Below are 20,936 nucleotides of genomic sequence, written 5' to 3' on the forward strand. Positions count from 1 at the left end.
CTGAAAGGATTGCTTTATGAAAGTAATGTTTGCTGCATCTTCACTTTCGTATGGTGGAGCCGAGAAAATGCTCGCATTTGTGGCTAACGGTTTGAGCAAGAGGAATCATGCTGTCAGCATTGCCAATCTTCTTGAAGAAAAAGAAGAAGTACAGTCGCTGGATCCGAACATAAAGGTGGGACATATTCAGACCCGAGATGTACGTTATGTAGAAAAGATAGACAAGATTCTCAAACTGAGGGAATTCATCCAGTCCGATAAGCCGGATGTTATTGTCGCGTTTAAAAGCACACCGGCATGGATTGCCTGTCTCGCTGCAAAACATTTGCGCATACCGGTGGTTTTTTCCGAACGTGGTGATCCGTATGTGGAAAACTTAAAGAGATGGCGTACATATCCATACTGGAAACTGATCAATCATGCCGCAGGTGCCGTTTTTCAGACCTATGGAGCAAAAGAATACTTTGAGAAGGGGCTTCAGGAACGTTCAACTGTAATTCCAAATCCGGTCACTCTGGTATCTTGTGATGATCAGAAAGACGATTTGGAAGACAAAGCGGTTGTTTCCTTCGGCAGATTTGAAAACTTTCAAAAACGATATGATGTGATGATAGATGCCTTCAGCCTGTTTCATAAAACTCATCCGGAGTATATATTAAAACTGTACGGGACAGGGGAAGATGAACAGGCAGTCAGGCAGTGGGTAAATGATAAAGATCTCCAGGATACTGTTCAGTTCCTTGGGTATGCGGGTAAACCATACAAGGAAATGAAACCGGGGAATATCTTTTTGATCACTTCCGATTTTGAAGGAATATCCAATGCCATGCTGGAAGCGATGGCAGCTGGATTCCCGGTGGTTTCCACAGACAGTTCTCCCGGTGGGGCAAGGATGGTAATCCAGAACAGGGAGAACGGCCTTCTGGCACCGGTCGGTGACAGTAAAAAGGTAGCGGAAGCCATGAGTGAGTTTGCCGATGATAAACAGCTTCGCGATAAGTGTGCGATGAATGCCAAAGATGTTGTCATCAGATTTGCTCCGGAAAAGATCATGGATCAGTGGGAGAATTATCTGTTGCGTGTTTGTGATAAACACAATGTACCCGGCAGCAATTGAACAAAGGATGGAAAGCCTATGATTCCTAAGAAATTGAAGACATTCACGAAACTTGCCACCAATCCAAGGCAGTTGGTTGTTTTTTTAGCCAGCAACAGATGTCTGGATTGGATTCCCGATAAACCATATTTAAAGATGTTTTATTGGGGAATGGTAGGGAAGAGACTTGATCTTAAGAATCCCAAAGGGTTCAATGAGAAACTGCAATGGATGAAGCTGTATTATCACAATCCGGACTATGTACAGATGGTTGATAAATATGCTGTGAAGACCTATATCGCGGAGAAATATCCGGATATTAAACTGATCCGCACGCTTGGCGTTTGGAATAATGCGGATGAAATTGATTTTGATGGCCTTCCGGATCAGTTTGTTCTAAAATGTACTCACGATAGCGGTAGTGTGATTATTTGCAAGGACAAATCCGGATTCGATTTTGAAACGGCAAAGAAAGATCTGCAGCGTGCACTGAATGCGAATATGTATCATTATGGGCGTGAGTGGGTCTATAAAGAAGTTCAGCCAAGAATCATTGCTGAAGAGTATGTTCAGGATGATGATTCTGATGAACTGAAAGATTACAAATTCATGTGTTTTGACGGTGAAGTCAAGTGCATTTTTGCCTGTACTGACCGTTTTTCTTCGCAAGGGCTGCATATAACTTTTTTTGACCGGGATTGGAATATGTTGCCGTTTACGCGTCATTATCCCAGGAAAGAGGAGGGGGTACCTAAGCCGGCGACACTCAGCAAAATGATTGAATATGCAGAGCGGATGTCAAAGGGTATGCCGTTTGTCAGAATTGATTTTTACTCAATAAAAAGCGAGATTTTCTTTGGAGAATATACCTTTTTCCCGGGCTGCGGATTTGAAGAGTTCACTCCGGATGAATGGGATTATAAACTGGGCGACTGGATTAAACTGCCGGAAAGGGACGTGTAATAATGATCATTATCGGCGCGGATATTGTTCCAACTGCATCAAATATTCATCATTTTGAAAATGGTGCAATAAATGAATTGATTGATGACCAGATACAAACTCTTATAAATAATGCAGATTACAGGATTCTGAATCTTGAGGTCCCGCTGACAGACAAAAAAGATCCAATTACCAAATGCGGTCCGAATTTGATTGCTTCTACCCGTAGTGTGGAAGCAATCAGGAACATGAAGATAGATTTGCTAACCCTTGCTAACAATCATATTATGGACCAGGGAATTCAGGGCCTGTCATCTACGAAAGAGACATTGAATAAAGCCAATATTTCATATGTGGGTGTTGGCAATAATGTGGAAGAAGCTTCAAAGCCTTTCTTCTTTACTGTAAATGGGATAAAATATGGTGTGTATGCGTGTGCGGAACATGAGTTTTCCATCGCTAGGGAAGATTATCCCGGCGCAAATCCTTTTGATCCGCTGGAATCGCCAGATCATATTGAGCAATTAAAAAACGAATGTGATTATGTAATCGTTTTATACCATGGAGGCAAGGAGCACTACAGATATCCGTCTCCCGAATTGCAGAAGACATGCAGAAAACTGATTGAGAAAGGCGCGAATCTCGTTGTTTGCCAGCATAGCCACTGCATAGGTTGCAAGGAAGAATATCTGAATGGAACGATTGTTTACGGCCAGGGTAATTTCCTGTTTGACAGTCAGGATAATGAATACTGGAATAGTGGTTTGCTTGTTTGTATTGAAAACAATGGAGAAATAGATTATAAACCCATTGTAAAGAATGACCATAAAGCAAGATGTGCTTCTGATGATGAAGTTGAATCAATATTGAATAGTTTCCATTCCCGGAGTGATGAAATAAAAGACGATACTGTTATTGCAGCTAAATACCGGAATTTTGCTGAAGACAATCTGGCGAATTATGTAATGCATTTTAGCGGGCTGGAAGATAACATTGCGTTTAAGGCATTTAACAAACTATCGGGTCAAAGACTAAAAAAGATGTTTATTAAGAAATATACTGATCATTATGGCACTGTTATCAGGAATTTTATCGAATGTGAAGCTCATAGGGAATTGGTGTTGCAGGCATTGAATAATAAAGTGGACAATGAATGATTTCACAACAGAAAAGGAAGAGAATGATATGAACGACAAAAAACCGGAAGTATCAGTGACGATTATCACTTATGGTCATGAAAAATATATAAGGCAGTGTCTTGACAGCGTGTTGACTCAAGAGACATCTTTCCCGTTTGAAGTTATAGTGGCGGAAGATGCATCGCCAGATAATACACGGCAGATTCTATTGGAGTATAAAGAAAAATATGGCGATCAGTTAATTCTCATATTGCATGATGAAAATTTAGGCCCAAGTGCTAACAGTGCAAGTATACGGCCGTTCATAAAAGGGAAATATGTAGCAATAGTTGAAGGTGATGATTACTGGACGGACAAGCATAAACTGCAAAAACAATATGATTTACTTGAAAAGCATCCTGAATATAGTGCAGTATGCAGTGATAATATGACGGTTGATCCATCTGGTAACATTATTGCAAATACAAATCTGGATTTACAGGAAGATATAATTAAAACAATGAAAGATTGGCAGAATGAGCCTTATTCTGTCCATACATGTACAATCTTCAGGAGAAATATCTTTCCGAATAATGATCCAAGATATATTGAACTAAGGCGAAAAACTCCAACCATGGGTGATATTATATCATTTTCTGTTTTATATGATTATGGACCAATTTATGTGATGAAAGATGTAATGGCTGCGCATAGAATAGCTGGGAAAAGTGACAGCTCAAGTTTTACAATTCGAAATAAAAAAGACCCTTTAAAATACACAAAACTCTTTATTCAAATCTTTACAAATGTCGAAGATTATTTTGATAACAAATATGATTTTTCAAAAAGAAAATGTATAAAAGTAGCGTTGGTAAAAATCGGGAAGATAACAGGATATTACCAATATGCAGCAGATGAAATGAGAACGATAACAAATACTTTTTCATTTGGGCAAAGAATATACATTGACTTCTTGGTATTAAAAGAGTTGGTGAATATGGTGACAAGGAAAATTAAGAAGATTTGGAGAAAAGCCTAATGGAGAAGAATGGAGATACCAAATCGAAGGTAGTCAGTGGGTTAGTATGGCGGTTTGCAGAACGAATAGGTGCTCAGGGGGTTTCTCTGATTGTATCTATCGTTTTAGCCAGGCTCCTTGAACCTAATGTATATGGAACAATTGCATTGGTAACGGTCTTTACGACTCTTCTCAATGTGTTTATTGATAGCGGCCTGGGAAGCGCATTGATTCAGAAAAAGGAAGCAGATGATCTGGATTTTTCCAGTGTTTTCTATTTTAATGTGGTGATCTGTTTAGTACTATATCTTATTATGTTTTTGGCATCGCCGGCTATTGCGCAATTTTATAACAATTTATCACTGGTTCCCATTATTCGGGTATTATGTTTGACTGTGGTGGTTTCTGGAATAAAGAATATTCAACAAGCTTATGTTGCTCGTACGATGCAATTCAAAAGGTTCTTTTTTGCCACATTGGGTGGAACCATTGGAGCTGCAATCATTGGTATTTATATGGCCTATAAAGGTTATGGTGTATGGGCATTAGTGGCGCAGCAACTCTTCAATATCACTATGGATACTATAATTCTGTGGATTACAGTCAAGTGGAGACCTAAAAAAATGTTCTCTTTTGACAGACTGAAGGGTTTGCTGTCGTACGGATGGAAATTATTAGCTTCAGCTTTAATCGATACAGGATACAAAGAACTAAGACAGTTAATAATCGGGAAAATGTACACATCTGAAGATTTGGCTTTCTACAATCGAGGACGACAGTTCCCTAGCTTAATCATGGACAATGTTAACACATCCATAAACAGTGTATTGTTTCCAACCATGTCTCAAGTACAAGACAATAAAGGAAGAGTAAAAGATATTACTAGAATTGCCATCAAAAATGGTATGTATATTATGGCACCACTTATGATAGGAATGGCTGTTTGCGCAGAACCAATTGTTCGGTTGGTATTAACTGATAAATGGCTTGATTGTGTGCCGTATATGCGCATTTTCTGTATTACCTTTATGCTATATCCCATACATACAGCTAATTTAAATGCAATAAAAGCGATGGGACGAAGTGATATTTTTTTAAAGCTTGAAAATATAAAAAAAGCAATAGGTTTATTGCTACTGTTTTCAACAATGTGGTTTGGAGTTATGGCAATGGCTTATAGTTTATTAGTTAGTGCATTTTTGGGACTTGTAATTAATTCATGGCCAAATCGAAAACTTCAAAACTATACACTAAAAGAACAGGTAAAGGATGTTCTTCCTAATATAAGTTTGGCAACAGTAATGGGACTATGTGTTTATTTGTTAACATTTCTTGGGTTAAGTGACTTCTTAACGCTTCTTATTCAAGTTCTGCTTGGTATAATAATTTATATTGCAGGTTCAAAAATCCTAAAAATTCAATCTTATGATTATTTGATGGAGATGATCAAACATAACTTTCATAAAAAGAAAGAACTTGCGATAGATCAGGATCAAACAGAGTAAAAGACAAAATTTCATTATGCCATCATGCTTATCTAAAAGGATATATAGTTCACCCAATGAAATATTAGCATAAAGGAGAAAAGCATATAAAGGATCAATATATGCGAACGTGTATGGATAAAATATTGTTGCTAGGAGGTTCTTCTCAGCAGGTAATTGCTATTGAAACAGCTAAGCGCCTGGGATTATATACGATACTGTGCGATTATCTTCCGGATAATCCCGGGCAACATTATTCTGATAAGTTTTATCAGGAGAGTACAACCGATAAAGAAGCAATTTTGAGGATCGCCCAGCAGGAAAAAATAGATTATATTATTGCCTACGCATCAGATCCAGCAGCTCCTACCGCTGCATATGTAGCGGAAAAAATGGGTTTACCAACGAATCCTTATAGCGCTGTGAATACGTTGTGCAATAAGGACATGTTTCGGATATTTTTGAAGAAAAATGGTTTTTGTACTCCTAGAGCTGTTGGATACAATGATAAAAAGAAAGCGTATGCTGATATTATTAATTTCTCATTTCCAATAATAATAAAACCAGTGGACTCCTCAGGGTCAAAAGGAGTAACAGTTTTAAAGGCTTTGGATTCGTTTGAAGAAGCAATTGATACAGCATTTTCATTTTCGCGTTCGCATTGTATCATTATTGAAGAATATATTGAGAAAAAGCATCCATATTTAATTGGTGGAGATATTTTTGTATCCAAAGGACAAATAATTCAATGGGGGTTAATGAATTGCCATAGGGATGCCAGTGTGAATCCGCTTGTCCCTGTCGGGAAAAGTTATCCTCCAATTATATCGGAATCTGATATGGAGAATGTGAAGTGTACGCTTCAAAAATTGGTTTCGTTATTGAAAATTAAATTTGGGCCAATGAACGTCGAGTTGGTGATTGATAAAGACGATAGGGCCTTTTTGATAGATGTAGGTCCACGAAGTGGTGGCAATATGATTCCGGATTTGTTGGGATTAATATTTGGATGTGATATGGTAGAAATGAGTATTCGTGCAGCCATGGGTCAAACTATACGTCCTATTATGAAGGTGGGAGAACCATATTATGCCACACTGAATATCCACTGTGATCGATTTGGCTTACTTAAACGTATTGAGTTTAGTAAAGAAATAGAACAATATATTGTTTTCAAAAAAATATATAAAAAGCAGGGAGATGAAATACACTATTTTTCAAATGCTTCAGAAACTTTAGGAATTGTGTTCTTTAAATTCCCCAGTATGCAATGTATGATTGAGATGGAAAAAAACATGAATGAACACGTCAAAATTGTACTTCAGGGAGAAAATTAGATATGCAATTACAAGTAGGGGAAAAAATTATCTAAGAAAATAAAAAGAACAAATCTATATAGGGGAATGGGGGAATAATACATGAATAAATATGATGGTAAAAAATTGCTGATACTTGGGGGAAAACCAATTGGCTCGTGTGAACTTGTCAAAAGAGCAAAGCAAATGGGCATTTATACTATTGTAACAGACTATTTGAAAGAATCAGAATCTCCTGCCAAGATGATAGCAGATGAGACTTGGGATATAAGCACATCTGAAATAGATCAATTGGAAGAGAAGGCTAGATATGCAAAGGTTGATGGAGTATACACAGGTGTTCATGAGTTCAATATAAGAAAAATGATACAACTGTGTCCGAAGTTGGGATTGCCTTGCTATTGTACTGAAAAGCAATGGAATCAGCTGGAAAATAAACAGGAATTCAAAAGAGCTTGTATAGAACATGGGATTCCTGTTAGCAAAGAGTACAAAGAAAAGGATATACAGAGCAACAATATAGGAGAAAAGGAATTTCCTGTTATAGTTAAACCTGCTGATGGCAGTGGAAGCAGGGGCTTTTCAATATGCAGCAATGCTCATGAATTAGAAGAGGCCTATCAAAAGGCTAAGCAATTCACACCAACAGGAAGCGTTTTGGTAGAGCAATTAATGGATTACAGATATAGCGTAATTATCAATTACACTGTGATTGATGGTTTAGTATTATATAGTGGAATGTCAGATAAACGATCAAAAAAGGTGTTTGATGATGGCGCTCCAATAATGTCATTTCAATGCTATCCTTCTGAACATGAAAATCAATATCTAAGCACTATAAATGATTCTGTTAAGCGCATGTTGACTGATCTAAAAATCAAAAATGGAGTGGTGTGGATTGAAGCTTTTTACAATAATGGAACATTTACTTTTAATGAGATGGGGTATAGGTTTGGTGGATCTTTAACATATTATCCTGTTGAGTATTTTTATGGCATAAATCAATTAGACATCCAAATTGAGTATGCTTTGACAGGTCAAAATGCGACATATGAGGAAAGAAAAATCGACAGAGATCATCTGTATTGTATTCTTCCTATTCATGTGAAGCCAGGGGTCATTACTCGAATCGAAGGTGTAGAAAAACTAAAGCAAAAATCCTATTTGCGCAATATTGTTTCAGTGCATTATTTGGGAGACACAATTAAAAACTGGGGGTCTGCACAACAAGTTTTTGCGTATATTCATTTTGTTGCGAAAGATAAAGAATCTATAATAAATATTGAATCAGACATAATGCGAACTATCCATGTATATGATGAAATGGAGAATGAGCAATTATTTAATTTGTTTGATAATAATTGTATAAACTGACTATTTTGTTGAAGAAATAGGAGATAATCTTAAGATGGAAAATAATATGGAAATACACCTGATATCGCAAAAAGATCAAATATCTGCTGGATGTGTGAATTATAAAGACATTTTTGCTGTTATTGAAGAGGCTTTTAGGCAATATCACAGAGGTAATATCATACTTCCTGAAAAGATATCTCAAATATTTAATAACGAAACTCAAGACAGAATCAACTGCATGCCTTCGACATTATTAGAGAACAATATATGTGGTGTAAAATGGGTGTCCGTTTTTCCTAACAATCCTAAACGATATGCAATATCTAATGTTTCTGGGATAATAGTGCTTTCTGAAATTAAAAGAGGTTATCCTTTTGCTGTAATGGACGGGACATTAATTACAGCATTAAGAACAGCTTGTATGGGGGCAATAGGGGCAAAATATTTGGCACGAAAGAATAGTACCATCTATGGATCAATTGGTGCTGGAGTACAAGCCCGAGCGCATTTTAAAGCGATAAAATATGCCATTCCTAACATAACAACATGTTATGTTGCTTCTCGTACAGAAGAGAGCGAAAAAGACTTTATTAGTGAGTTATCCACTGATTATTGTGATGTTGAGTTTATTCCATGCCATTCGGATTACTTTATGGCAACGAACAAAGCAGATATAATCGTTACAGCTGTTAGTTGTCAAAAGCCATTGCTGAAATCAGAAGCAATAAAACCGGGGGCATTTTATTGCCATGTTGGGGGATGGGAAGATGATTATTCGGTACCTTTGAAAGCAAAAAAGATAATTTGTGATAATTGGGATGCCTTGAAGCATAGAGGTTCACCAACAATAGCAAGGTTATTCAAAAAAGGGGAGCTAAAAGATGATGATATATATGCTAATCTTGATGAAATAATCTGTGGTGATAAACCAGGGAGAGAATCAGATGAAGAATTTATTTATTTTAATTCTATAGGCCTTTCATTTGTTGATATCGCAGTTGCATATTCATTTTATAAAAAGGCAATAAGTAAAGGATATGAACAATTATGGGAAATGATTTAAAAGGGAAAATACTTGTTACCCGTTCTTCCATGCCGTCCTTTGAAGAGTATTGCGAGGAAATTCGAAAGCTCTGGGACAGTCATTGGCTTACTAACATGGGTGTGGAACACAAGGAATTACAAAGACAGCTTGAGGAATACCTGGAGTGCCCTCATGTAATTCTGTATACCAATGGGCATCTGGCACTGGAAAATGTAATAGCTGCCATGAAGTTTCCTCTGAGATCTGAAGTGATTACCACTCCATTCACATTTGCATCGACAACGCATGCAATTGTGCGGAATAATCTTGTTCCGGTGTTCTGTGATGTACGGCCGGATGACTATACATTGGATGCAGATAAAATTGAGGGACTTATCACAGAAAGAACAGTGGCGATTGTTCCCGTTCATGTGTATGGCAACATGTGCGATGTTGAAAAGATCAAAGCAATAGCAGATAAGTATCATCTGAAAGTGATCTATGATGCAGCACATGCTTTCGCTGTGAAATATAAAGGTATCTCTGCTGCAAATTTCGGAGATGCCTCCATGTTCAGCTTTCATGCTACGAAAGTCTTTAACACAATAGAGGGTGGCGCTGTCTGCTTTGCGGATGATGATCTGGTTCGTACCATGAATGACATGAAAAACTTTGGTATCCGCGGTCCGGAAAGTGTTATGTTTGTTGGCGGAAACGCCAAGATGAATGAGTTCCAGGCGGCCATGGGTATTTGCAACCTGCGGCATATTGACGAAGAGATTGAAAAACGCCGAAAAGTTGTGGAACGTTACAGGGAAAGGTTGGAAGGCATTCCTGGTATTCGTTTATGTAAACCTCAGGATGACGTCGAACCAAACTATGCATATTTTCCTGTTGTATTTGATGGCTATGCGTATAGCAGAGATGAAATATATCAAAAACTGAGAGAACAGGATATCACTGCAAGAAAGTATTTTTATCCGATTACGAACGCCTTTGAATGTTATCAGAATTATCCAACTGCAGGAGCGGAAAGGACGCCAATAGCTGCATACCTGGCAGACAGGGTGCTGACATTGCCGCTTTATGCGGATTTGTCTTCTGAAAATGTAGACAGGATTTGCGATATAATACTGAAGGGGTAAAGGAATGTCTTCTGTATTTGATGTAATAAAACTGATATTCTGGAACAGTGAGAAAGTAACTGTGGACCGGGATACATATGATGTGCTGGCATATCATATGATTGATGCCCTGGCAGCATCTGCACTTTCACGGATTGAAATGCCTGACGATTTGCGGATGGAATGGAAGACCAGCATAATGCGGCAGGTTGTGTATAATGCACAGGTTAATTATGTGCAGAATCATCTACCCATTACTGTGCCTTATGTAGTCTTAAAAGGATCATCTGCCGCTCAGTATTATCCCTATCCGGAATACCGGATAATTGGCGATATCGATATTATTACACGAAGAGAGGATTTTGATCAGGCATATCAGGAATTGCTGCAAGGTGGATTTGTTATTTCCAAAGAACTGGACCGGGAAGTGGGCTTTCTTAAAAACGATGTGTTGGCTGAGCTGCACCGGTTTTTCGCGTCACTGAATGATCCGAAACAGGCGAAGTATATGGATGATCTGATTATAGAGAACATTGGTTCATCTCATATGCTTCCTGATGATATCAACGGACTTGTTTTGTTGGAACATATCAATCAACATTTGGAACGTGGTCTTGGGCTTCGCCAGATTATCGACTGGATGATGTTTGTTGATAAATGTTTGCCGGATGAAAAATGGCTGTCGTTTCAGAATTATGCGAAAGCAATAGGGCTTGATTCGCTGGCAATTGTTGCGACCAGGATGTGCGAATTGTATCTGGGGCTTCCGCACAGGGAATGGTGCAGCCGGGCAGATGAAAAACTGTGTAAGCAGTTGATGGATTATATCCTGGCTTGCGGAAATTTCGGGAATGTGCGTTCTGAGAATATTGGTACAGGAGAAAATGTCTTTTACTTTGGCAGTACTCCCAAATCCATGCTTGGTCTTCTGACAGATCGGGGCATGGCGAACTGGAAAGCGGCTCAGAAGCATGCAATTTTACGGCCGTTTGCATGGATATATCAGACGGTCAGATACATCAAGAGAGGCCTGAGCAGGGCGGATGCAACGGCAGAAATAAAGAAGGAGCATAAAGCAGCAAAACAAAGAATCAAGATGTTTAAAGCATTAGGTGTAAGGCAATCCACCAAAGGACTTGCTGTGTACAAAAACGGGAAATATATTAAAGAATAGTTTCTTTGAGGCGGATTCTTATGAAGAATTGCATAGAGATAAAGAAGCTGTTATTGCCGGCAATAATGATTCTTTTTGTAATTGTTTCAATCATGATATTGATGCTACAGGCAGCTCCGGGGAAATCGCAGGACAGAGCAGTTACTCTGAAACAAAGAATAACCAGGGAAGATAATACAGAAAGAATAGATTATCTAGATGAGAACGGTAATTTAACAGTAGCGGCTGATCTTGGGTATGCGACAATAATCAAATTCAAAGGCGAAAAATACAGAGTTGAACATTTCTACGATGATCAAGGCAAGCCGGTCAGTTTATATCCGGGTTATTATGCACTGCGTAAGGAAATCAATGAGGCAGGGTATATCTATCATATAACATATCTCGATCAAAATGATATGCCTGTAATAACAAAAGAAGAGTATTCTGATAAGTATCTAACATTCTATGATACGGGGAAGATTAAGACTGAAAAGTATTATGACACATCAGGGAATCCTGTATTTACTTCTACATTTGGCTGCGGATACCTGAATGAATATGATGAAAATGGGAGAAACTATAAAACCACTTATCTGGATGAAGAAGATCGTCCGGCTGTTGTGGGTTTGGGGTATGCGATGATTCTCAGAAATTTCTACGAAACTGAAAGTCCGTACTATGGAAAACCAGAGAGTGAGTTCTATTTTGATGAGAATGGGAAACCGAAAGCACTCTCCCTGGGACAGTATGGAGTGCATAAAGAATACGATGAAAACGGCCAGATGGCTGTTCTGACATATTTGGATGAAGAAGGGAAACCAATTATTACCAGAAAAGGATATACGACAATTGTCAGAAGCTACCACGCTGATAACAGAGTGGCTACCGAGCAATATTATGATATTGATGGCAATCCATTTTCGCTTAGTGAAGGACAGTATGGAATAAAGCAGGAAGACAATCAGTTGTCATATCTGGATCAGAATGGAAATGAGGCATTCAACCTCAAAAGATTTCTGTATAACAAAGCGTGGATTATTATCCCCGGTGCATTGGTTATAGTGATTCTTTCTGCAATGATGAACCGTAAACTGAACGCTGTTTTACTCCTGCTGTATATTACTGTTATCATCTATATGACGCTGGTTTATCGGGAGAATGCAAGAGGACAGACAGGCGGTTTGCTATGGCAGTATAGAAGATTGTTGACGGATCATGATGCCAGAACAGGAATTATTCGAAATATCTGGCTGTTTATTCCTCTCGGGGCAATACTGTATCGGATTAAACCAAAGGGCTGGATGTTATTGGTTCCGATTGTGTTCAGTATTCTGATTGAAGTGATACAAAGTTTGTTAGGAATTGGATTTTGTGAACTGGATGATATTTTCAGCAATTCCCTTGGCGGGCTTATTGGGTTTGGAATGGAAAAACTGTTATTCGAACAAAAAGACATTTTGTTCAATAAAAGTTTAAAATTTGGAAAATGAAATAACAGGGATGGTTTGATAAGAAATGAAGACACCGATTGATCTGAATGGCAAAACGATTCTGGTAACCGGAAGTCCCGGATTTATTGGGGCGAATCTGGTGCTTCGCCTTTTGCGGGAAATGACAGGCGGAATGATCATCAGTTTTGACAACATGAATGATTATTATGATCCGCAGTTGAAAGAATATCGGCTTGGTCTGATTGAGAAAGCCGCAAAGAGTTCACGGGTCCAGCATGCTTTTGTCAAAGGGTCGATTGCGGATAAGGAACTGGTTGATCATGTTTTCGAAACCTATCATCCGGCGGTTGTGGTCAATCTGGCGGCCCAGGCGGGTGTGCGCTATTCTATTGATCATCCGGATGTATATATCGAAAGCAACCTGATCGGATTCTTTAACATTCTGGAAGCCTGTAGGCATTATCCTGTGGAACACCTGGTATATGCTTCTTCCTCTTCTGTTTACGGTGGAAACAAGAAGGTACCGTTCAGCACAGATGACAAGGTAGACAATCCGGTATCACTGTATGCAGCGACTAAAAAGAGCAATGAATTGTTGGCACACAGCTACTCGAAGCTATATAACATTCCTTCTACCGGCTTGAGATTCTTTACGGTATATGGACCTGCCGGTCGTCCGGATATGTTCTATTTCTCTGCGACGCAGAAGCTGGTTGCGGGAAAAACAATCCAGATATTCAACTACGGTAACTGCAAGCGGGACTTTACATTCGTGGATGATATTGTCGAGGGAGTATACCGCGTAATGCAGGGCGCTCCGGAAAAGACGACAGGGGAGGACGGACTGCCCATTCCGCCTTATGCCGTGTATAACATTGGCGGAGGGACACCGGAAAACCTGTTGGATTATATTTCCACACTCCAGGAAGAACTGGTCCGGGCGAAAGTTTTGCCGGAAGATTATGATTTTGAAGGGCATCGGGAATTGGTTCCCATGCAGCCGGGGGATGTGCCGGTGACTTATGCAGACTCCACAGGCTTGGAAAAAGACTATGGCTTTAAGCCGACAATCGGAATCCGGGAAGGCCTGAGGGCGTTCGCAGAGTGGTACAAGGAGTATTACGGTAAAGAAAAAGCATGAAGAGATAATCTTCATGCTTTGAGATAACGTTGGGATTGCTTTAGTCACGGCGGAACAGATCACGGGTGTAGACCTTGCTGACAACATCGTCCAGGCAGGTGTCATAGCGGTTGGCGATAATGGCATCGCTCTGCCGCTTGAACTTCCGGATATCATTAACTACCTTGCTTCCGAAAAATGTAGTACCGTCTTCCAGGGGTGGTTCGTAGATGATGACCGTGGCGCCTTTTGCCTTGATCCGTTTCATGACACCCTGGATGGAGCTCTGGCGGAAGTTGTCGGAATTGCTCTTCATAGTGAGGCGGAATACACCGATGACCACTTTCTTTTCCTTGGATTCATCCCAGGAGTCATTGGCTTCATAGGCGCCGGCCAGTTCCAGCACACGGTCCGCAATGAAGTCCTTCCGGGTGCGGTTGCTTTCCACAATGGCAGTCATCATGTTCTGCGGAACGTTTTCGAAGTTGGCCAGCAACTGTTTGGTATCCTTAGGCAGGCAGTAACCGCCGTAGCCGAAGGATGGATTGTTGTAATGAGTCCCAATCCGGGGATCGAGGCAGACCCCCTGGATGATATCCCGGGTATTCAGACCCTTGGTTTCAGCATAGGTGTCCAGCTCATTGAAGTAGGAAACACGCAGGGCCAGGTAGGTATTGGCGAAGAGTTTGACAGCTTCTGCTTCCGTAAGGCCCATGAGCAGGACTTCGACTTCACGCTTCAGGGCAGCGGCCCGTAGCAACCCAGCGAAGATTTCTGCCTTTTCACGGGTGGCTTCGTCGCATCCGACAATGATCCGGCTGGGATACAGGTTATCGTACAGGGCTTTGGATTCCCGCAGGAATTCCGGAGAGAACAGGATGTTCTGTGTATCGAACTTTTCACGTACGTGGGCCGTGTACCCAACCGGAATAGTACTTTTGATGACCATCATGGCATTGGGATTGGCTTTGAGAACGGTTTCAATGACATTCTCTACAGCGGAGGTATCGAAGAAATTCTTCTTCGGGTCGTAGTTGGTCGGTGCGGCGATCACCACAAACTCTGCGTTCCGGCAGGCGGATTCTCCGTCTAGTGTGGCGGTCAGATCCAGATCGGCCTTGGCAAAATGTTTTTCAATGTATTCATCCTGGATCGGACTGATGCGGCGGTTGACCATGTCTACTTTCTCCGAAACGATATCCACCAGTTTCACGTGGTGATGCCGGGCCAGCAGGGTGGCGATGGATAAACCGACGTATCCCGCACCGAAAACCGTGATGTTCCTTGGAACAACATGATTGAACACGGGGGGATTATATTCGATAAAAACATCGGTCACATCAAACTGAAGGGTGTTGGCCAGACGGGTGAGCTGGTCCAGGGAGGGAACATAATCCTGGTTTTCCAGGCGGCAAAGCATGGAACGGTTGATGCCTGCTTTGTCCGCAAGCTCTTGCTGCGTAAGGTTCAGCGCCTTTCGCTGAGCAAGAATGATCTCCGCCAGTTTAGAGATGGAGAAGTTTCTCATATTGCACCTCCATAAATGTTGCGAATAACAACAAAAAAAGGATAAAACATTATTTACTTTTTGTCAATAGGACCGTATAATGTTTTTGTCCGGAACATAAGGGAAGGAACGGGCTGATGAAAGAACCGGTTAACGCATTTGAACTTCTGGATATTCTTCGGGAGCAGAATGGGAAAGAAATACAGCGCTTTGATAATGTTACTCGTTATCTGAGCATTAAAGCCCGCGAAAAAGGCGTTCCGATCAGTGGCCAGTTTGAGCTGACACCGCTGTGCAATTTCAGTTGCAAGATGTGTTATGTGCACCTGAACGTTGATCAGTTGAATGATCGGAAGATTCTTTCTGTAGATACCTGGAAGGATCTGATGCATCAGGCCTGGGAAGCCGGAATGATGAATGCATCCTTGACTGGCGGAGAATGTCTGGCTTATCCGGGTTTTGATGAGCTGTTCCTGTATCTGCACAGTCTGGGATGTCAGGTTCTTGTTCTGACAAACGGATTCTTGCTGGATGACAGAAGAATTCAGTTTTTCAGGGAGCATTGTCCAGCTGAGATTCATGTCACGCTGTATGGGTGGAATGACGATGTTTATGAACGTGTGACCGGAAAGCGCGCTTTCAGCAGGGTGATGGAGAATATCCGCAAGGCTATCGATGCCGGACTGCCAGTATCCATCAGTGTGACCCCCTGCAGTTTTCTTGGAGAGGATGTACTGGAAACAATTCGGGTTGCCAAGAGTCTGAAAAGAGCTGTAGCGGTCAACAATTCCATTTTTTCTCCACGGGCGGATACTGGGCGGGCTGAACAGAAGGATGATCCGGAAACGGATATGTACATCCGGATTTACCGGTTGATGAATGAAATGAACGGCAGGGAAATCCGGGAGATTGCAGCGGAGATGCTTCCCCCTGAATGTGGAAAGGACGTTGATGGAGAGAAACGAGGCCTTCAATGCGGCGGCGGACGATCCGGATTCGTCATTAACTGGGAAGGCACAATGATGCCATGTAACCAGTTAGATATGATACAGGCATTCCCGTTGCAGGTAGGGATAAAGAAGGCGTGGGAAAAGGTAAACTTTGAAGCAAATAATTGGCCACGGTATTCCGGCTGCGATGGTTGTGCTTATGCCGAAGTATGTAACAAATGTGCAGGGAATCAGCTACGATTCGCAGAACCCGGGAAAAAGCCGGAGCAACTATGCGAACAGACAAAGCGATTTGTTTGTAACGGTGTACGATATCTTCCGGACTTGGAATGCGATTAAAGGTTTTGAATTGGCAGTTAACAAATTGTGATTCATCAGACTGGATTTCCAGGCTTGTGAATATATAAAAAATTATCGGAGGACAAAAACATGAAAAAAACGTATGAAGCTCCCAAGGTTGAAAAAGTGGTGTTTGACTACTCTGATGCTGTAGTAGCATCTAATACCAGCCTTTGCCACGATTTGGTTACCAGGACGGATGTAGCCAGGATTGGTGAGCCCAAATGTGAATCTACTCCTGTTTATTCTACCACTAATAATCTTGCGACCTAATAATCTATTTAATGTTAAGCGAAAGCGAAGAATCGAGAATGAAGAAGCAGTACGAAGTGCCAAAGGCCGAGAAACTGGTATTTGACTATTCGGAATCGGTTGTGGCTTGTTATTCTCCCAAGCATTATTGCAATCAAGATCAGAACAATAATGTTAATCCCACGAATCCACCGACAGAAGGATCATTAAAATACAACAATGATCCGAATGGACAATATTTTAAATGCCTGGCAACGTATTATTATAATTGCTGACATTAAGAGACTGATGGATGAGTCAGGGAATCTGATGTATTAATTTGGATTGCAAAAAGGCATCTCTTTACGGGGATGTCTTTTTGTGTATAATAATATAATTAGGTGATTATGAAATGAACAAGTCTTTGCCCATTCCGGAGTGGCATCAGATGGCGATGGAGGGAAATGCACCTCCGGTTCGGATTCCATTGAACGGATACAGTATGTTTCCGCTGATTCGTAAGGGTATTGATTACGTAACAATTGTTCCAGTGGACCGGCAATTGGTATTAGGAGATATTGTACTGTTTGCTGAGCCGGATAAGGGACGATATGTCATGCATCGTGTATGGGAAATCCGGGATGGGCAGGTGCTGACCTGGGGAGATCATTGTGAAAAACCGGACAGATGGTGTAACACAGAGATGATCTGGGGCCGGGCAATATTGATTGAAAGAGATGGTAAGGAAATCCATCCAAATCCGAAATGGGGACTGAGATGGGCAAAATTCTGGCATAAGGCCAGAAAAGTATATGAGCGGTATGAAAAATTCAGGGGCGGAATGAATCGTTTGTTTAAAAAGTAATCAGGTGAGGTTTCAGGTGAAGATCAATCTTGAAGATTTCCAAAAACTGAAAAAGATTTTCAAGAGCCCTGCCATGGTTCAGGTGTTCCGGTGGTCGAAATGTGTCCACAGCAAGGTCGTCTGGATCTGTATTTTGCAGGTGACAATGGTTTTATGTTCACTTGCTTTAACCCTTGTAACAAAAGAACTGATAGATGCGGCAGTTTCCTCCAGACCGGATGGGTTGTGGAAGTTTGGAATTGCGTTGCTGTTGCTGATGCTGGCTGAAATTGCAATCAGCTATATTTCTTCATTGGTACGGGTGCATGCTTCTGCCAACCTGCAGCGCAGTTTGCAGGGAACGTTGATCCGGGACATCCTGACCAAAGAATATGCTTCGCTGAAAACCTATCACAGCGGAGAATTGGTAAACCGGGTATTCTCCGATGCGGGAACGGTTCGCGGCGGGGTACTTGGAATTCTGCCAAGTATTCTCAGTATAATGGTCAGTTTTATCGGTGCGGCGGCGATTCTGATTGCACTGGATTGGCGCTTTGTGTTGCTGCTGGCAGTGGCTGGCGTGATTGGTATCATTATCGTGCTGCTGTTCCGGAGACCCATGAAGGATCGATATAAGCGGATGCATGAAGCGGAAGATAAGCTGCATGCCGTGATCCAGGAATCTTTCGGAAATATCCGACTGATCAAAGCAAGCCTGTCGGAAGGACGTATCATGCGCCAGATTGACAGCCGGCAGGAAACGATGGAAAAAGAACAGATCCGGCAAGGGAAGTTCTCCGCCATCATGAATAACAGCATGGGTGTGATGTTCGATTTTTCCTGGTTGTTTTGTATGCTGTGGGGCTGCGCGGCAATCTTCCGGGGAGAATTGACATATGGATCCCTGGCAGCTATGATCCAGCTGATTGGCCGGGTTCAGGGCCCGATTGCCAGTGCGGTTGGGATTGCAACTGAAGTCTATGGAGTAACGGCTGCAGCGGAGAGACTGATGGCATTAACCGATCTTCCGTCGGAAACAACCGGTGAGACGCTGAAAGATTTTGATGAAATCAATGTGGATCATGTGACATTCCGGTATGATGATGGAATGGATGATGTGCTGCGGGATATCAGCTGCAAGATTCAGAAAGGTGAATTTGTTGCATTAACCGGAACCTCCGGCGGTGGGAAATCCTCCCTGTTCCAGCTTTTACTGGGAATTTATAATCCAACTTCCGGTAAAGTGGCTTACCGGACCGGAAGTATGGAGACACCAGCCTGTAGGGAAACTCGTTCCTTGTTTGCATATGTACCTCAGGGGAATACATTGTTCTCAGGCACACTTCGTGAGAACCTGACCATGTTTACAGATGATGCCACAGATGCCGAGATTGATCAGGCACTCCGCACCGCCTGTATTGATGATATGGCGGCGGAAATTGGACTTGACGTGGAACTTGGCGAACGTGGTGTTGGAATTTCCGAAGGTCAGGCACAACGTGTGGCTGTTGCCAGGGCTTTATTGACCCGGGCACCGATTCTGTTGTTGGATGAATCTACCAGCGCCCTGGATGAAGACACGGAAGCACGGATGCTGCAGAATATCTCCGCAATGCGGGAAAAGACTTGCTTGATCGTCACACATCGCCGGGCGGCACTTTCCATCTGTGATTATCAACTGCACCTGAAAGAGGGTAGAATGGAGAAAAGGGCAGCGCTGGCATCGGATAAGGAGGAACTATGTATTACTACAGAATTGCAGAAGTAACGCTTCAGTCTGCTTACCAGTTGAAATGTTTTGAAGCGTTTGCCTGTGAACCGGCAGAGGCTGACATATTCCTGGAAGGAACAGATGAACTGCCGGCACAAGGCAAGGAACTGCGTTCGGGGGCTGTTGTACATCGGAAATTGCCAGAAGGATGGTATTTCTTTCCCCCGAATTATGAACAGTCTGGGTTGTTTATCAGCAACGATTATTCGCATCTGAGGATACGGAAAATTCCAAAGGATGAAATTGTTGCAGGGATGGCAGAATGGTTCGTTCGTATTGCAGTGGAATGTATGCTGGCTCGCAGGGGATATGTATCATTGCATTCTGCATCTGTGGAAGTAGATGGGATAGCTTATGCTTTTACTGCACCTTCCGGTACCGGCAAGTCTACCCGGGCGGAGGCCTGGATTGACGCATTGGGAGCGAAATTGATAAGCGGCGACCGTCCGCTGATTGATGTGCGAAATATGGAACTATATGGTGTTCCGTGGGACGGCAAAGAGCAATGCTTCAGGAACGTTCATTATCCGCTGAAAGCAATCTGTGAGGTGCGTCGTGCCGGATCAGTGTATATTCGTGAAATGAGTTATGCTCAGCGACGCAAAGTGCTTATGCAGCAGTGCTTTATCCCGATGTGGGATACAGAAACCGCAGCGCTCCAAATTGCCAATATAAACAAATTGGCAATGAAGGCCAATATGGTTCGCATATTCTGCGGACCAACAACAGAGGATGCTCAGGCACTGTATAGTGACCTTCAAAAGCATGAATACCTGAAGGAGGAAAAGGACATGAAAGCAAATCCTGGATTTATTCTCAGAAATGTGGTGGACGAGTATATCCTGATGCCCACAGGGGACAACATCGGTAAGTTCAATGGCACCGTCCTGCTGAACGAAGTTTCTGCCCTGGTATGGGAGAAACTGCAGAATCCCATTTCCCGGGAAGACCTGCTGAAGGCGATCCTGGATGAGTTTGAAGTGGAGAAAGCAGTTGCCGCGGCAGACCTGGATGCGCTGCTTGCGAAACTGAAGGAGTACGGCGTAATCTCGGAAGACTGACCGGATGCGTCTGCTCTGGCAACAGAGT

18 protein-coding genes are annotated in these 20,936 nt (G+C 41.8%); 17 read left to right on the forward strand and 1 reads right to left on the reverse strand.

Annotation, left to right across the window (positions count from 1 at the left end):
* The first annotated feature begins 16 nt into the window (after nt 1-16).
* The 12 genes from JNO48_09285 (at nt 17) to JNO48_09340 (ending at nt 14,226) form a co-directional block, all read left to right on the forward strand.
* Nucleotides 17-1,117, forward strand: a complete 1,101-nt coding sequence (locus tag JNO48_09285) for a glycosyltransferase (protein ID QTE67396.1) — start codon at nt 17-19, stop codon at nt 1,115-1,117.
* Between the two features lie 18 nt (nt 1,118-1,135).
* A complete protein-coding gene (locus JNO48_09290; protein ID QTE67397.1) occupies nt 1,136-2,059 on the forward strand; it encodes a glycosyl transferase in 924 nt (307 codons plus the stop codon).
* Nucleotides 2,059-3,195 carry a CapA family protein gene (locus JNO48_09295; protein QTE69732.1) on the forward strand — a complete coding sequence of 379 codons (1,137 nt, stop codon included), beginning with the start codon at nt 2,059-2,061 and terminating at the stop codon, nt 3,193-3,195. The genes JNO48_09290 and JNO48_09295 overlap by 1 nt, the downstream gene beginning before the upstream one ends.
* A 28-nt stretch (nt 3,196-3,223) precedes the next feature.
* Nucleotides 3,224-4,195, forward strand: coding sequence for a glycosyltransferase (locus tag JNO48_09300; protein QTE67398.1), 972 nt, complete (start codon nt 3,224-3,226; stop codon nt 4,193-4,195).
* A complete protein-coding gene (locus JNO48_09305) occupies nt 4,195-5,679 on the forward strand; it encodes a lipopolysaccharide biosynthesis protein (protein ID QTE67399.1) in 1,485 nt (494 codons plus the stop codon). Before JNO48_09300 ends, JNO48_09305 begins: the two co-directional genes overlap by 1 nt.
* A 113-nt stretch (nt 5,680-5,792) precedes the next feature.
* Complete coding sequence (locus tag JNO48_09310; GenBank protein ID QTE67400.1) at nt 5,793-6,995, forward strand: ATP-grasp domain-containing protein; 1,203 nt, start codon at nt 5,793-5,795, stop codon at nt 6,993-6,995.
* 81 nt (nt 6,996-7,076) lie between these two features.
* Nucleotides 7,077-8,348: an ATP-grasp domain-containing protein gene (locus JNO48_09315; GenBank protein ID QTE67401.1), complete on the forward strand. Its 1,272-nt coding sequence runs from the start codon at nt 7,077-7,079 to the stop codon at nt 8,346-8,348.
* Nucleotides 8,349-8,382: 34 nt separating this feature from the next.
* Nucleotides 8,383-9,393, forward strand: coding sequence for a hypothetical protein (locus JNO48_09320; GenBank protein ID QTE67402.1), 1,011 nt, complete (start codon nt 8,383-8,385; stop codon nt 9,391-9,393).
* Nucleotides 9,378-10,499: a DegT/DnrJ/EryC1/StrS family aminotransferase gene (locus tag JNO48_09325; protein QTE67403.1), complete on the forward strand. Its 1,122-nt coding sequence runs from the start codon at nt 9,378-9,380 to the stop codon at nt 10,497-10,499. Before JNO48_09320 ends, JNO48_09325 begins: the two co-directional genes overlap by 16 nt.
* Nucleotides 10,500-10,503: 4 nt before the next feature.
* Nucleotides 10,504-11,652 carry a nucleotidyltransferase family protein gene (locus JNO48_09330; GenBank protein ID QTE67404.1) on the forward strand — a complete coding sequence of 383 codons (1,149 nt, stop codon included), beginning with the start codon at nt 10,504-10,506 and terminating at the stop codon, nt 11,650-11,652.
* Between the two features lie 20 nt (nt 11,653-11,672).
* Nucleotides 11,673-13,124, forward strand: a complete 1,452-nt coding sequence (locus tag JNO48_09335) for a VanZ family protein (protein ID QTE67405.1) — start codon at nt 11,673-11,675, stop codon at nt 13,122-13,124.
* Between the two features lie 43 nt (nt 13,125-13,167).
* Nucleotides 13,168-14,226 carry a GDP-mannose 4,6-dehydratase gene (locus JNO48_09340; GenBank protein QTE69733.1) on the forward strand — a complete coding sequence of 353 codons (1,059 nt, stop codon included), beginning with the start codon at nt 13,168-13,170 and terminating at the stop codon, nt 14,224-14,226.
* 40 nt (nt 14,227-14,266) lie between these two features.
* On the opposite strand, the gene JNO48_09345 is transcribed toward JNO48_09340, so the two are convergent.
* Nucleotides 14,267-15,733: a nucleotide sugar dehydrogenase gene (locus JNO48_09345; protein ID QTE67406.1), complete on the reverse strand. Its 1,467-nt coding sequence runs from the start codon at nt 15,731-15,733 to the stop codon at nt 14,267-14,269.
* A gap of 116 nt (nt 15,734-15,849) precedes the next feature.
* Between JNO48_09345 and JNO48_09350 the strand changes: the two genes are divergently transcribed.
* The 5 genes from JNO48_09350 to JNO48_09370 all read left to right on the forward strand — a co-directional run bounded on the left by JNO48_09350 (nt 15,850) and on the right by JNO48_09370 (nt 20,908).
* Nucleotides 15,850-17,001: a radical SAM protein gene (locus JNO48_09350; GenBank protein ID QTE67407.1), complete on the forward strand. Its 1,152-nt coding sequence runs from the start codon at nt 15,850-15,852 to the stop codon at nt 16,999-17,001.
* A 90-nt stretch (nt 17,002-17,091) separates the two neighbouring features.
* Nucleotides 17,092-17,274 carry a hypothetical protein gene (locus JNO48_09355; protein QTE67408.1) on the forward strand — a complete coding sequence of 61 codons (183 nt, stop codon included), beginning with the start codon at nt 17,092-17,094 and terminating at the stop codon, nt 17,272-17,274.
* A 406-nt stretch (nt 17,275-17,680) separates the two neighbouring features.
* Nucleotides 17,681-18,097: a hypothetical protein gene (locus JNO48_09360; protein ID QTE67409.1), complete on the forward strand. Its 417-nt coding sequence runs from the start codon at nt 17,681-17,683 to the stop codon at nt 18,095-18,097.
* A gap of 16 nt (nt 18,098-18,113) precedes the next feature.
* Entirely contained in the window at nt 18,114-19,844 is a 1,731-nt protein-coding gene (locus JNO48_09365) for an ABC transporter ATP-binding protein (GenBank protein QTE67410.1), read from the forward strand.
* A complete protein-coding gene (locus JNO48_09370) occupies nt 19,817-20,908 on the forward strand; it encodes a PqqD family peptide modification chaperone (protein QTE67411.1) in 1,092 nt (363 codons plus the stop codon). Before JNO48_09365 ends, JNO48_09370 begins: the two co-directional genes overlap by 28 nt.
* The last annotated feature ends 28 nt before the right edge of the window (nt 20,909-20,936 follow it).

This window comes from Clostridiales bacterium (assembly GCA_017569285.1).
GTDB lineage: Bacteria > Bacillota > Clostridia > Christensenellales > Aristaeellaceae > Aristaeella.

What these genes read in the sequence shown, in the direction of transcription:
- JNO48_09285 (QTE67396.1), top strand. Translation starts at nt 17, where the DNA reads ATGAAAGTAATGTTTGCTGCATCTTCACTTTCGTATGGTGGAGCCGAG.
- JNO48_09290 (QTE67397.1), top strand. Translation starts at nt 1,136, where the DNA reads ATGATTCCTAAGAAATTGAAGACATTCACGAAACTTGCCACCAATCCA.
- JNO48_09300 (QTE67398.1), top strand. Translation starts at nt 3,224, where the DNA reads ATGAACGACAAAAAACCGGAAGTATCAGTGACGATTATCACTTATGGT.
- JNO48_09305 (QTE67399.1), top strand. Translation starts at nt 4,195, where the DNA reads ATGGAGAAGAATGGAGATACCAAATCGAAGGTAGTCAGTGGGTTAGTA.
- JNO48_09310 (QTE67400.1), top strand. Translation starts at nt 5,793, where the DNA reads ATGGATAAAATATTGTTGCTAGGAGGTTCTTCTCAGCAGGTAATTGCT.
- JNO48_09315 (QTE67401.1), top strand. Translation starts at nt 7,077, where the DNA reads ATGAATAAATATGATGGTAAAAAATTGCTGATACTTGGGGGAAAACCA.
- JNO48_09320 (QTE67402.1), top strand. Translation starts at nt 8,383, where the DNA reads ATGGAAAATAATATGGAAATACACCTGATATCGCAAAAAGATCAAATA.
- JNO48_09325 (QTE67403.1), top strand. Translation starts at nt 9,378, where the DNA reads ATGGGAAATGATTTAAAAGGGAAAATACTTGTTACCCGTTCTTCCATG.
- JNO48_09330 (QTE67404.1), top strand. Translation starts at nt 10,504, where the DNA reads ATGTCTTCTGTATTTGATGTAATAAAACTGATATTCTGGAACAGTGAG.
- JNO48_09335 (QTE67405.1), top strand. Translation starts at nt 11,673, where the DNA reads ATGAAGAATTGCATAGAGATAAAGAAGCTGTTATTGCCGGCAATAATG.
- JNO48_09345 (QTE67406.1), bottom strand. Translation starts at nt 15,733, where the DNA reads ATGAGAAACTTCTCCATCTCTAAACTGGCGGAGATCATTCTTGCTCAG.
- JNO48_09350 (QTE67407.1), top strand. Translation starts at nt 15,850, where the DNA reads ATGAAAGAACCGGTTAACGCATTTGAACTTCTGGATATTCTTCGGGAG.
- JNO48_09355 (QTE67408.1), top strand. Translation starts at nt 17,092, where the DNA reads ATGAAAAAAACGTATGAAGCTCCCAAGGTTGAAAAAGTGGTGTTTGAC.
- JNO48_09360 (QTE67409.1), top strand. Translation starts at nt 17,681, where the DNA reads ATGGCGATGGAGGGAAATGCACCTCCGGTTCGGATTCCATTGAACGGA.
- JNO48_09370 (QTE67411.1), top strand. Translation starts at nt 19,817, where the DNA reads ATGTATTACTACAGAATTGCAGAAGTAACGCTTCAGTCTGCTTACCAG.